Annotated in this window: 7 protein-coding genes; 1 reads left to right on the top strand and 6 read right to left on the bottom strand. The window is 48.5% G+C overall.

The genetic code is table 11. The annotated features are described in order from the left end of the window. Positions 1–71: 71 nt before the first annotated feature. A complete protein-coding gene (locus EXU85_RS08065) occupies positions 72–803 on the top strand; it encodes an NUDIX domain-containing protein (protein ID WP_142771595.1) in 732 nt (243 codons plus the stop codon). Here the strand turns inward: EXU85_RS08065 and EXU85_RS35290 are convergent. From EXU85_RS35290 to EXU85_RS08040, 6 genes are all read right to left on the bottom strand, one after another. Further along, positions 787–942: a hypothetical protein gene (locus EXU85_RS35290; RefSeq protein WP_168207759.1), complete on the bottom strand. Its 156-nt coding sequence runs from the start codon at positions 940–942 to the stop codon at positions 787–789. The genes EXU85_RS08065 and EXU85_RS35290 overlap by 17 nt on opposite strands. Before the next feature lie 320 nt (positions 943–1262). Continuing rightward, on the bottom strand, positions 1263–3743 hold the full coding sequence (locus EXU85_RS08060) for an outer membrane beta-barrel protein (protein WP_142771594.1): 2481 nt from the start codon (positions 3741–3743) through the stop codon (positions 1263–1265). Positions 3744–4052: 309 nt separating this feature from the next. Then, positions 4053–4772, bottom strand: a complete 720-nt coding sequence (locus EXU85_RS08055) for an outer membrane beta-barrel protein (RefSeq protein ID WP_142771593.1) — start codon at positions 4770–4772, stop codon at positions 4053–4055. 290 nt (positions 4773–5062) lie between these two features. Further along, positions 5063–8551: a PAS domain S-box protein gene (locus EXU85_RS08050; RefSeq protein ID WP_142771592.1), complete on the bottom strand. Its 3489-nt coding sequence runs from the start codon at positions 8549–8551 to the stop codon at positions 5063–5065. Positions 8552–8891: 340 nt separating this feature from the next. After that, complete coding sequence (gene mgtA / locus EXU85_RS08045) at positions 8892–11441, bottom strand: magnesium-translocating P-type ATPase (RefSeq protein ID WP_142771591.1); 2550 nt, start codon at positions 11439–11441, stop codon at positions 8892–8894. A 121-nt stretch (positions 11442–11562) separates the two neighbouring features. Continuing rightward, positions 11563–14037 (bottom strand): cation-translocating P-type ATPase, encoded by a 2475-nt coding sequence (locus tag EXU85_RS08040; RefSeq protein ID WP_142771590.1) that lies wholly within the window; start codon positions 14035–14037, stop codon positions 11563–11565. Positions 14038–14173 lie beyond the last annotated feature (136 nt).

Below are 14173 nucleotides of genomic sequence, written 5' to 3'. Positions count from 1 at the left end.
CCACATTTTAACAAAATAACCATATATATGAACTAATTAATTAGGTGGATAAACCCTATTTTTGCCGGAAGATGAAGAAGTTTGACGATGACAAGTATATAGCCCACCTGTCAATTGATTGTGTGATTTTTGGCTATAGGAATAAAGAATTGAACGTGCTGATTTCCAAATTTAAATTTGGGAAAGGAGCCTGGTCATTACCGGGCGGTTATATCCTGAAAACGGAAGGGATTGATAAAGCGGCATGCAGGATATTGAACGAACGAACGGGTCTGGAAAATATCTATTTAGAGCAGTTTCGGGTATTTGGCGATGAAACGCGTATCGTGAACAGTCGATATAAGGAAACGATAAAGTCGGAGCTTACTACGTTTGATGACCAACGATTTGATTCGGCTGTGGTCGAGTGGCTAACAAGCCGATTTGTGTGTATTGGTTATTACGCCCTGGTTGACATCAATACAGTCAATCCACAAGCTGGGGAGTTTGATGAGTATCTCGAATGGCGAAGTATCAAAGACATTCCTGAAATGATTCATGACCACGGCGAGATTTTATCGTTCGCGCTCGAAGCCCTTCGTCAGAACCTTGACCAGAAACTTATTGGTTTCAATCTGTTGCCCGAAACGTTCACGATGCGGGAGGTTCAGGAACTGTACGAAGCCGTTTATAACAGACCATTTGTCATCACCAATTTCCAAAAGAAGATACTCGATCTGAACGTATTAGAACGCCTGGAGAAGAAATTTACAGGTGCCGCCAACAAAGCGCCTTATTTGTATAGGTTTAAGAAACAGGCTTAACCTGCGTTAAGCCCTGAGCTGTCAGGAAGCGATGCCTTTCCAGCCATCGGTCCGTCGGGCGGTCATTCTCAGCCGCAGCCTGGAAAGTATGTTCAACTCCGTCCTGGTCAATTGCAGATAGCCGAAAGCAGCCTTTCACAACAAAGGAGTAATGTTTACAGAGAAAACCCGCCTGCAAAATAGCCTACCGACGTCTTATCTGGCGCTGAGTTACCCTTCCTTCAAGTAATTTTAATTCGCTTTCCTCAACTGGAAGAAAGCGGTCAAAGTGGCTGCATAACAGCTGAATCGATAGCGGTTCCAGCCTTATTGCTCTGAGCAGGTAGTTTGATTGTCAGCACACAAAAAAGCCAACCCTCAAAATGGAGTTGGCTTTCACGTTTTCTTAACCTAAACTAAGTCCGTTGTTATGTATGTTGTTTTTATATATGATGCATGTAGATCAATATCATATATCTTTTAATTCTGTCCGCTTACCCGGTTCTGCTCGGCCGATGTGGCTGAATTGCGTTGGCGGGCACTTTTTACGTTCTGATTACCGAAGCGATAGGTAAATGTCAGTCTGATTTGGCGACTCTCCCAGCGCGATTGCACCCGAAAATCAATATCCTGAACCGCAGCCCGACCGTTGAAATGATTCAGCCAGAACGGGTCATTTACGTTTAATTTCAAACTACCCTTACCATCCATAACTTTCTTTTGCACTCCTACGCTGAAGCCACCCATCGGTTGTGCCCGGTAGAACCCGTACTGCGATGCCGAATTGTACCAGCCTGACACCTCCGCCGACAGCGTTTTGCTCAGTGTAAAGTTGTTCGACATATACAGGTTGTAGGCTACTATCTTCACTTCGTAGGGACTACCTGAATACACGGTCTGATAATGTTGGTAGTAGGTGCTGATGTTATTCTGCATGCGCCACCATTTAGCAACCGTTATCGGGAAGCTCAGATTCAGACTTATGTTGTCCATAGAGCCCATATTTTCGGCAGTCACGTAGGTAATATTCTCAGCGGGAATCTGGCGGGGCGTTTCCTGATTAATAAAATCCGTGGTACGGCTATAGTTCAGCGTAGTCGTGAATGCGTTCTTGTAAACGTGCGTCAGCTCAACCGAATTGGTATACTGAGGCCGCAGGAACGGATTCCCTTTCTGATACGTGTATGGATCCAGATAGAACACAAACGGATTCAGATTCTGGTAATCAGGACGGTCGATCCGGCGACTGTACGACAGGTTCAACACGTTGTTGGTATCCAACTGCCGCGACAAAAACACGGTCGGAAACAGATTCAGGTAGTTTCGATCAACAGTTTGGTTCAGCGTAATCGAATTACCAATCGAGTGTGTATGTTCGGCTCGTAAGCCTGCCTGAACTTTCAGCTTGCCAAATTTACCTGCGTAGTTAAGGTAACCAGCATTGATATTTTCTTTGTACAGAAACTGGTTCGAGCGGCTGGCATCGGGCAGCCATTGCCGATTTTCCTGTTGCAGCGTATCGTAAAGCGTGTTGTTATCGGCATTAACATAGCTGCTTTTCAGGCCCGCTTCAAACTTGCCTCCATTTTTAAGCGGATGCACATAGTCGGTTTTGAACGCCCATATATTTATGGTTGACGGCATGTTACTCCGAACATCCTGATTAGGTCGAAAAATCACGTTTTCGGAGTTGAAATATTGGGTAGCCAGATTATTGCCACTCTTACCATTGTAGTGAACATAATCAGCATCAACGGTCCACTCGCGACCTTTGCCGTAGTCGAATTTATAATTGACATTACCCGTCAGGTTCGACAACAAGTTACCCTGGTTTGTCTGCGTAATTGCCTTGCTGGTCAGTTGGTGGTTTTCATCACTGATAAGCGTATTGTTCTGACCCGACGACCGCCAATCGTTTGAGAAGCCATTTACCAATACCCCAATCGTGCTTTTATCGTTGATGAAGTAATCCATACCCGCTTTGTACGAATGGCCGGTAAACTGGTTAGGGCGAAACGAATTCTGATCAAAGTAGGTCGTATGCCCATTGTAAGGAATGTTCCGGGTAATCTGATTGCTTTGTGCACTTTGCCGATTTACATAGCTATAGTTACCGAACAGATTGATTTTCCCTTCGCGGTGATTCAGATTCAATGAAGTGTTGAATTTTGGAAGATCATCGCGCACCCCGTTCAGGTTATTCACCCAACCGTAGCCGGTGCCAAGAATGAAGGTTCCGTTAGTTCCGAAATTCTTGTTTTTCTTCATCTTGATATTGATGATCCCTGAGTTACCAGCGGCATCGTACTTAGAGCCAGGATTGGTAATGATCTCAATAGAAGCAATGTTATCGCTGGGTGTGTTCTTCAGCAGGTTCGATACTTCCTGCTGCGAGAGGTAGGTTTGTTTACCATCAATGTAGACGATAACACCCGCCTTGCCTTTCAACTGAATCTGATCATTCTGACGGTCGATGGTAACGCCGGGCGCTTTTTCCAGCACTTCCAGCGCCGTATTACCACTAGCCACAATGCTGTTCTCCACGTTCATAACGGTGCGGTCAACCTGCTGCTCAATAAAGGGTTTCTGCGCTACAACGTTTACTTCTTTCAGATTTTTAGTTTCATCGCTCATTGCCAGAGCGGGCAGTTCGTGCGCCGGATGCGCTTCATCAATTGCGAACGGTACACTATACGTTTTTCGATAACCGATCTGTTGGGCAGCCACCAGATACTGGCCGGCGCCTACATTTTCGAAGGCATATTTCCCATCGATATCGCTGATAGCGCCTTTCACGAGGGTCGAATCTTTTGCTTTCAGGAGCATCATTGTGGTGAACTCAAGCGGCTTGCCAGCTTGTGTTCCCACGTGTCCATTTACCGTTCCCCGTGTCAGAACCTGCCCAAACGCCGTTGTCAGCGTCAGCAGAAGGAGGGTTGAAAAGGAGAATAACGTTTTCATAAGTATTGCTGTTTTCAGAAGGTTGCTTTGCTTTGTATATTAAGTACATGGCAAAGGTAGGTAGTGGGCATCACAAAGTACCTGTTCTTACACAAGCGGTCTGAACGGCAGTATGAGCGGATTTTAGAAAGGAATTGGTATTCGAAGGGGTACTTTCAAGCTAAAGACACAGGCAACAAGGAGAACGTTGCATGGTCCGAACCGGGATTTAGCAGATTTTAGGGATTTCCAGGATTTTGTTTTTAACTGATTCACGTTAACAACGTGCGAAACAAAATCCAGCCAATCCCTAAATCAGCTAAATCCCGGTCACAGTTTAATTCCCACGGCCCATACACTGGTATCGGGGCCCTGGCCTGCCCGGAATGGGCTGTTGGGTTCGTAGCGGAAAAACAGTTTAGAATCGCCCCGGAAACCAAGTTCGGTGGTGAGTCCCCAGCGAATGGGATTCAGGTTGTAGGCGTTGTGGTTCCGAACGGTTGATCCGCCTTCGGGCTTCACTTTTGTATAGCTATCCAGGCGCATGCCCGCATAAGCGCCCACGCTCCAGCTAAATCCCGATCTAAACGATACGTTCAGCATAAGGGGCAGGTTAAGCTGTGTGGTTACGAGTTTAGACCTGTGAAGATCGACATTGGCTGGTTCGATAACGACTTGACCATTCTGCTCGACTAAGGTATTCCGATCGGTAAACATAAAGTTGTTCCAGGCAACTTCAGGACCGGTTATGAGTCGAAGTTTGGTTGAACCACTTACCGCAATCGGAATGCGTTTCTGCCAGGAGAGCGCCACGAAACGGGAACCGATTGGGCTCAGCTCATAGCTTGCAGGAAGCGAACCTCCGAAGTTATTTAAGCCGATGTAAATGCTGAAGTCGGAGGTGACGCGTGAGTAGTTTCGGGTTTTGGTTCTCGTTACCTGAGTTGAAGAGGTTGAATCAGTCGTGATGGTAACGGTGGTCGATTGCGCGAACGAAGCAGTTGAAGCAGCGATCAGGGCAGTAGTCAGGAGGTGTTTGAAGGAGTTCATCGTTGTTGTCGTTTAAGGTTCAGGGTTTGGGAAAATGGATGGTTGAAGGGTTTAGGAATCTACTCGCAGTAGAAGGGTCGTCAATTGTATTTGTTGTGGTATTTGACAGGAAGATGTCAGAACCCCGGATGCAGGTTGCATGAGGTTGAAAAAAAAATCAGAAAATTTTTTTGAGGCCAATTAGGTATAGGTCGTAGTAGAAGCAACCCTCATGTTCTCGCCCGGCTTTGCCGGGCGAGAACATGAGGGTTGCTTCGTTAACCAATAACTTAATAATCAATAACTTGTCTCTAAGAAACAGGCAGGTAAATCGTAAACGTAGCGCCCTGTCCGGGCTGGCTAACGGCCGTAATAGCCCCCCCATGATTGGCTACTACTTTCTCGCAAATGGCCAGGCCAATTCCCGTACCTGCGTATTCATTGCGGCTGTGCAACCGCTGAAAAACCTGAAAAATGCGGTCTATATATTTTTCATCAAAGCCAATTCCATTATCCGACACTCTGATCTGATGGTAGGCAACTGCCAACCGGGCAGGCTTAACTGCGGGTGGTAATGCGCTAGCGACTACTTGTTCAGCTTGTATCTGAATGCTGGGAGTTATACCGGGTTTCTGAAACTTCAGTGCATTACTCAATAAATTCTGAAACAATTGCCGTAACTGCGACTCATCGCCCGAAACTGTTGGCAATGTATCTACCTGAATATGAGCCCCAGTCTGCTTGGCAGCGACTTCCAGATCATCCAAAACCCCCGCTACTACCTGATTAAGTGGCACCGACATAGTAGCCTCCTGGCGAGTTGATATTCGCGAAAACGTCAATAAGTCTTTAATGAGCAACGACATCCGGCTGGCAGCACTTTGCATACGTTCCAGATGGTCGAGTCCCTCCCCTAGTTGATCGGTATACTGATTCTTGAGTAGATCACCGAAGGACTGGATTTTCCGGAGCGGTTCCTGCAAATCATGACTGGCGATGTAGGCAAATTTTTCCAGGTTTTCGTTTGAGCGACGAAGGTCATGGTTTGAGGCCATCAGCTGCTCCGTTCGTGCCTGTACCTGCTGTTCTAGTTTTGTAGCAAGTTGTTTCTGTTCGTGAATATCTGTGGCGGTTCCAACCCAGAGCTGAATCTCACCGGCCTCATCCCGAATGGGCAACGCCCGGTTTAAATGCCAGCGATACATGCCATCGGCCCCTCGACGGTAGCGATTTTCCACCACAAACGTGCTACCGTCGGCCAGAGACTTTTTATACATGTCCAGCGTATAAGGCAAGTCTGCCGGATGAACTACAGCCTGCCAGCCCCAGGCTTTCGACTGCTCGAAATCCAGACCGGTATAATCATACCATCGTTGATTGTAAAAATTCACTTCGCCTTCGGGCGTATTGGTCCAGGTCATCTGGGCAATGGCTTCCAGTAGCGTTCGGAAACGCAACTCGCTCTCTTCAATAGCCCGGCGTGTTAACACCTGTTCCGTAACATCAATGGCCATATCAAGTACGGCGTATACCTGCCCGGCAGCATTACGAAGTGGTTTATACGTAAAATTGAAGTAGAATGTTTCTAATTGTCCATCTACGATCAGCTCGGCCCGGGCGGCCTGCGCACTGTATTCAATACCGGAGGTATATACATCATCCAGAAGCTGTAGAAATGGCTGTCCTTCCAATTCTGGCAGCGCTTCCCGTAATGGCTTGCCTACAATGCTATCGCCTTTGCCCCATACCTTCAACATAGCTTCATTGGGGAGTTCAATGACCAGATCCCGACCCACTAATAAACTGATGGCAACGGGAGCTTCTTCAATCAAACTCCGAAAGCGTTGTTCACTCTCCTGGAGCGCTCTTTTGGCTTTAACCTGCGCGGTTAGCTCGGTGGCTACAACCAGCACATCATTAACAGACCCTGAACTATCGCGCACCGGAGCATATACAAAATTAAAGTAGGCTTCTTCCAATTGCCCGTTTCGGTGTAATCGGGCAAGAGTTTCGAAACCGTAGTGGGCGTTGCCCGAATCATAAACGCTTTCCAGCAACTCAATGAAGCCCTGACCTTCCAATTCAGGCAAGGCGTTAATCAGTGGTTTTCCAATAATTGACGCATTTTTACCCCATATTTCCAGAATGGAACTGTTTGCGGTTTCAACGATCAGGCTACGGCTATTCAGAATACTGATGGCTACGGGAGCCTGGTCAATCATATTCCGAAACTGCTCTTCGCTTGCCCTCAGTTTGGCTTCGGCCTCCACTCGCTCACTGATGTCCTGGGCAATAATAATGATGCTCTGGTCTTCATCCTGCGCATCGGCTACCGCGGTGACATTTAATTGCACCCACCGAATGGAGGTGTCTTTGTGGATATACCGCTTTACCAGATTGAAGAAAGGTCGTTGCCCACCCACGACTTCTTCAAACAACTGACGGTTGCTCGCCCGGTCGTCGGGATGGGTTAGGTCAAAGCTATTCAGCGTATATAACTCATCTGCCGAATAGCCCAGCAATTTCGTGTAGGCTTCATTCACTAAAGTAAAATTGGCCTTCTGATCGGTGAAGCCCATAGCCATCGACGTATTGTTGAAGGCGATGAAAAAGCGTTCTTCGGCCTCTCTGAGGGCTTTATCTTTCTCTTTCTGATCGGTAATATCCAGGGCAATCCCAGAAATAGAAACAGGCTGTCTGGCAACATCAAATAAGTACTGCCCGATTACCTTGACCCAATGGACTGTTCCATCTTTCCAGACAAACCGAGCTTCGTAGTTTATGGCCCCTGTCTGCATCGCTATAGTATGCGCCTGATCCCGGATAGGTTGATCCTCTGGATGAATATGGTCAATGAATACATTCCAGTTGAAGCCAGTCGTTTCATCGCCCGTTAATATTCGGCCGAACGAGGGCGAGTAAAGTACATCGTTCGTTTCTACGTTGATGAAAAAAGAACCTGAACCTGAGCCTTCCAGCGCAATTCTGGCCTGTTGTTCAGACAGGATTGCCTTTTCCTTAGCCAGTACTTCTTCTGTAATATCCTCGGCAACGCCCGAAAACCGATAGGCTTCTCCGGCTTCGGTGAAATGGGTTTGCCCGGTGAAACGTACCCATCTCAGCTTACCATCACTCACGCCAATGGTCCGGAAACTGGCATCGTAGTGCCCCCCCGACTCAGGATTGAGCGCCCATTGTACAGCCCCATTTACCCGATCCCGATCATCAGGATGAATATAATCCAACGTTTGGGCATAGATCTGGCTGGCTGCATTGGTTAACCCACACAGTTCCTGGCAGCGGGCATCCCAATTAACAACTCCCCGAATGGGGTCTAGTTCCCAGGTACCGAGTTGGGCCGATTTCAGGGCAAATCGTAACCGTTCTTCACTTTCTTCATGGGCCTTCTGCAATCGAACCCGCTCCGTGATGTCCTGCATGGCCCCCACCATCCGCAGCGGTTTACCGTCCCGGTGCAATACATAGCCCCGGTCATACACGATAGAATAACCACCATCTGCGCGCTGAAATCGGTACTCGTATGACCAGTTTTCCCCACCCTGGTCAATAACCTGATGAAGACTAACTAACACCTGCTCTTTGTCGTCAGGATGAACATGACTAGACCAGGACTCCAGACCATTCGTGATTGTTTCTTGTGGACTGTAGCCAAACAAAGTGGTATAGCCTTCATTCCACTCTATTACATTGGCCTCTAGATTCCAATTCCAGACCGCATCCCGCGTGGCCTTTGTTAACAGCTCAAATAGTTCGCTGGTTGTTACTACGTCTGTATTCAATGGTATTTTTCTCCCAAACGTTTAATAGAGTTCAACAAGTTGACCTCGTAGTATGCCGATTCATCTCATAACCGTACAGGACATGATCTGTTTATTTATGGTTAGAGGATTCGCTATTGCTGCGTTATTCGTAGTAAGATCTATTTTCTCTGCTATCAAGAAGTCAATATATCCCTAAATATACAGCTACCTAAGGCAAACTCATAGTTCATTAAAGCTGTCACCAACTGATCGTCTATGTTCGCACTACAAATTTAATTTTTTACGATTTGATATATACTACAGGTTATCATCATAGCGATATATACACTATCAAATCGTGTATTATTGTCAGCTATGCTTATTGATTATACGTACGATAAAACCAGTGCTTCAGGCGTTCAGCCAATAATACATAGCTCCCTACAACCCCAATAATAGCTCCGTAAAGTGAACCCGGCATGGCTACAAACCCGAACACCTGAGCTAGTGGGCTAATGGGTAGCAACAATACTACCCCCACAATCAGGCCAGTCGCGATTAGTAGCCATTTACCCGGTCGGCTCCGGTAAAACACCTGCCGGGTTCGAACCACCAGAACAATAGTGGAAGCCGACATAACGGATTCCACGAACCAGCCTGTTTGAAATAAGGCTTCATGCGCGTTGAATACCCATAGTAATACCCCAAAACTCAGGTAGTCGAAAATTGAGCTTAGAAGTCCGAACGTCATCATGAATCGCCGAATAAACGTCATATCCCATTTGGCAGGTTTTTCAATGGCAGTTGGATCTACATTGTCCGATGCGATGGTCATTTCGGGCAAATCGGTCAGGAGGTTTGTCAGTAAAATCTGGACAGGCAGTAGCGGCAGGAAGGGTAAAAAAATAGACGCGCCCGCCATACTGACCATATTCCCGAAGTTGGCGCTGGTGGCCATAAAAATGTACTTCATGGTATTGGTAAAGGTGCGTCTCCCCTCCCGAACGCCATCAATCAGTACATTCAAATCCTGTTTCAGGAGCACAATATCCGCGGATTCTTTAGCCACGCTCACCGCCGAATCAACGGAAATACCCACGTCGGCGGCATGAAGGGCACTGGCGTCATTGATCCCATCGCCCATATAACCGACAACATACCCCCGTTTTTTTAGGGCCAGAATAATGCTTTCCTTTTGGTTAGGCTCAATTTCGGCAAAGACATGAGTGGTTGTTACTTTATGGCGAAGGGCCTCCGAGCTGAGTTGGCGTAATTGCGAGCCAGTTAGTACTTCCGGCGTTTTAATACCAATGGCAGTAGCCACTGCCTGCGCCACCAGCACATTATCGCCGGTAATCATTTTGATCTGAATCCCAAGATTCCGAAGCGTACCCAGCGTTTCCTGAATGCCAGCCTTAGGCGAATCGAACAGGCTGATGAAACCCAGAAAGGTCATCCCGGCTTCGTCTCGTTTATCAATCGTCCGCTTGCCATTGGTGTTCTTTGTTGCCAATCCCAGGGTCCGAAAGCCGTTGGCACTTAGCTCCTGAAAGGTTTTCTGAATCGTGACCAAATGCCCGGCTATTGGTTCGGGCGATGGACCACCGGTATCCACAAACTGGCAGACATCCAATGTGTTTTGCAAAGCCCCCTTGGTCACCATAATCGTTTGCCCGTTTTCTTCGGTTAAAATCGTTAACCGCTTCCGAATGAAATCGTAGGGAATCTCATCCACGCGAGGATAGCTGGAACTATCGTCAGGGACGAATGAGAGGATGGCAACATCAATTGGGTTATGAAATCCCTGCTGTAGCTGTGCATTTAGTTTCGCCAGCAGACCAGCACGGGCGGAACGGTTGCCGTTCACGTCGATGATCCGGTCAACCTTAACAGTTCCATCCGTAAGCGTACCGGTTTTATCGGAGCAAAGCACATTCATGCTCCCCAGATTTTCAATGGACGACAAGCGTTTGACAATCACCTGTTTTTCAGCCATCCGACTAGCGCCCTTGGCTAGGTTGATGCTGATTATGGCGGGTAATAATTGGGGAGTCAGTCCAACCGCAATAGCCAGCGAAAACAGAAATGCATCCAGTACCGGCTTGTGCAGGAAGACATTGATGGCAAAAATCAGAAACACCAATACCATCGTTATTTGCATGAGCAGATAGCCAAACCGACGGATACCATGCTCGAAATCCGTTTCGGGAGGAGTGCTGTTCATTCGTTCGGCAATATGGCCCAGCTCCGTATTCGTACCCGTTTGAACGATCACCGCCGAGCCACTGCCACTCACTACACTGGAACCCATGAACAAGGTATTCCGGCGTTTGGCAAGGGGCGTTGTCGTATCCAGGAGGCAGGGTTGCTTATCGACAGGAAAGGTTTCTCCCGTCAACGTAGCCTCATTGACGAATAACTCATTGGATGACAACAGGCAGCAATCGGCGGGGACCAGATCACCGGAGCGGAGTGTGATGACATCACCCGGCACCAGTTGTTCATCAGGCAATTCCTGCTCGTTCCCATCCCGCAGAACGGTTGTTTTAGCCACAACAATTGACCGTAACTGCTGCATGGCATTGGATGCTCCCCGCTCCTGCCAGAAACCAAGCAACCCACTTACCAGTATGATAATCAGAATGATAACCCCATCAGTAATATCGTTCAGAAAAAACGACAGAATGGCCGCAATGATCAGAATAAGCGAAATCGGGCTATTGAACTGCCGAACGAGTAACCCCAGTGCCGAAGTTTCGCCAGTCGGTTTGATCAGGTTAGAGCCAACGGTTTTTCGGATTTTTTGTGCTGTGTCCTGACTCAGTCCCGATACCTGAGTATTTAACTGATTCAGAACATCGGTAGTCGGTAAAGCCCAAAAGGTTGAAAGCCCTTCATTACCTGGGTTCGTTTTACTTGAAGAAGTCACGGGATGTAGTTGATAGAACGCTGATGTTTAAGATTTGTAAGATGAGTTATGATTTTTTGAGCTAATCGGGCAACCGCATTCTGGTTTACGAAATCAGTCTAAATCCTGTTGATCATAACGATCAGCGTGCTATTGCCTTATAGCCTTCAATCCAACCCACACCCACTAGTGAGGCCAGTGTACACCAGCCGAATGCCGAGGCAGAAACGGTTGTAAATCCGAACAATCGTTGGGCAGGCAGAAAAAATAAAGTAGCCAGTAACAGACCGAACGTCAGGCCCAGCATCAGCCAAAGCATCCAGTTGGATACATGAATCGTTCGAAAGACCGATTGGGTAAATGACCGATTCACCAGCGTCAGCAGGATATTGCACAGCACCAACGTGGAGAAAGCCAGCGTCCGAACAACCGAAATGGATTCACCCTGTTGCATAGCCACGTAATACACGCCCAGCACAGCCAGTGCAATCCCCAGGCCCTGGGCAATACTTCGCCCTAATTCAGGCCCCGCCAGAAACGTGTCGGTCATGCGCCGGGGTAGTTGCTGCATCTGGCCCGCTTCCGCGGGTTCGTTTTCGAAGGCAATGGAGCAGGTTGGCCCCATAACCAGTTCCAGAAAAATAATATGGATTGGACTAAACAGGTTTTCCCATTTCCAGTTGGCCAGCAACGGCACCGCTACCGTCAGGATAATCGGTATATGAATGGAAACGATGTAGGAAATCGCCTTTTTGAGGTTCTGATAAATCCGGCGGCCCTGGGCAATGGCATCGACCATGTTGCTCAGGTCATCATCCACCAGTACCAGCGAAGCCGCCTGACGGGCTACTTCCGTCCCGCGTTTCCCCATCGCTACCCCGATATGAGCGGCTTTCAGCGCCGGACCGTCATTAACCCCATCGCCCGTCATGGCCACCACCTCACCGTTTTTTTTGAGCGCTTCCACAACCCGCAACTTAGCTTCGGGAAACATCCGGGCGAATACCGCCGTTTTTTCAGCTCGCTGCCGGAGCGTCGGTTCGTCCATAGCCATTACCTCCTGACCAGTCACCAATGTATCGGCACCGGGTAAGCCCACTTGGCGGGCAATGGCCTGAGCGGTTTCAGGAAAATCTCCGGTAATCATTTTTACGTCAATTCCTGCCTCTGTAAAGGCCTTAATAACCGCTCTAGCATTCGGCTTAGGCGGGTTTTCGAGCGCAACCAGTCCCAGAAACGACCAGCTAAACGCGTCCTGTTCTACCGGAAAATCGGTCGATGTATAAGTCCCCTTTGCCACTCCAAGTACTCGAAAACCGGCCTCCGACAGTTGTTTCGTAACGCTACGTATCCGATCGGCAACGGCTGACGCCGGGCGACAAACGGCCAGAATATGTTCAACGGCTCCTTTACCGGCCACCACCACCTCGCCCATAGGTGTTTGCCGAACGTGGGTCATCATGGGGGGTGTACCATCCAGCGGATACTCGTGCACCATAGGATACAAATCAATCGTTTTAGCGGGGTCATGCTCCATAAAAGCCGAAACAATCGCTTTTTCCATTGGGTCGAAGGGCTCGGTTTCACTGGACCAACGGGCATAGGCTAGCACTACCGCAGCCGTATCGGACAACGTACCCGAAAGCGGAACGAGTGCATCTGTCGCCCCATCGTACAATTGCTGAACGCTCATGCCGTTCTGCGTGATGGTGCCGGTTTTATCCGTGCAGATTACGGTTGCTGAACCCAGACTCTCAACAGTTTGCGGCTGTTTGGTGAGTACGCCCATTCGGCTCAGGCGGGCAGCTCCAAGGGCCATGAAACTACTGAAAGCTACCGGAATTTCCTCCGGGAGTATCGACATGGCCAGCGTCAGGCCAAATAAAAGAGCGGTAACCCAATCGCCGGATCGGGCGTAATTGACACCCCACACCAGCGCAAAGGCCCCCGCTCCAATCCAGGCCATGCGGATTACAAATCGGCTTATCTGGAGCTGTAGTGGCGTTTTTTCGGTCTGAATGGTATCAATACTCTGCCCAATTCGCCCAAGTTCGGTTTGGCTGCCTACGGCCGTTACCCTGAGCCACGCACTACCCGATGCAGTGGTTGTTCCGGCAAAGACCGGGCTACCGATAGTTTTGGTAACGGGCACCGATTCGCCCGTCAGGATGGACTCATCGACGGAGAAATCATTGGTGTCGTTAACAGCACCATCAGCGGGTATACTTCCCCCTTCTTCCACCAGCACCGTATCACCCACAACGATATCTTCTACAGGCACAACAATGAGAGCACCACTCCGACGAACGTTGGCTTTAGGTTGGGTTAACGTGCGTAACGCCCCCAGTGCCTGGTCACTTCGGATGGACTGATAAACTGAAATGCCTGACACAAGGAGTAACGCCACGATGAGCGTGATGGCTTCGTCTAACTGGCCTAACACAAAATAGATGGTACAGGCTGCCACCAACAGCAGAAACATGGGTTCGGTAATGACCTCCTTTACCGTAGCAAACAGGCTTGTAGCCGCGTTAGAAGTCAGTACATTCCGGCCGTATTTGGCGCGCGATTTGGCAACGGCCTCATCCGTTAAGCCAGGTAATTGAGTTGTTGGCATCGTAGTGTTGAGGCAGCTTTCCCACGGAGAAAATGAACTGTTATAACCGGCAGTAAGGTAAGCCTTATTCAAACGAAACAGCCTGACGATAAACACACTAGCACCTAATGCTGGTCATTTTGGGTAAAGTTGGGCG

The organism is Spirosoma sp. KCTC 42546 (genome assembly GCF_006965485.1).
Taxonomy (GTDB): Bacteria; Bacteroidota; Bacteroidia; order Cytophagales; family Spirosomataceae; genus Spirosoma.
The sequence above is the reverse complement of the archived record's forward strand: the minus strand, read 5'-3'. Positions and strand labels throughout refer to the sequence as shown.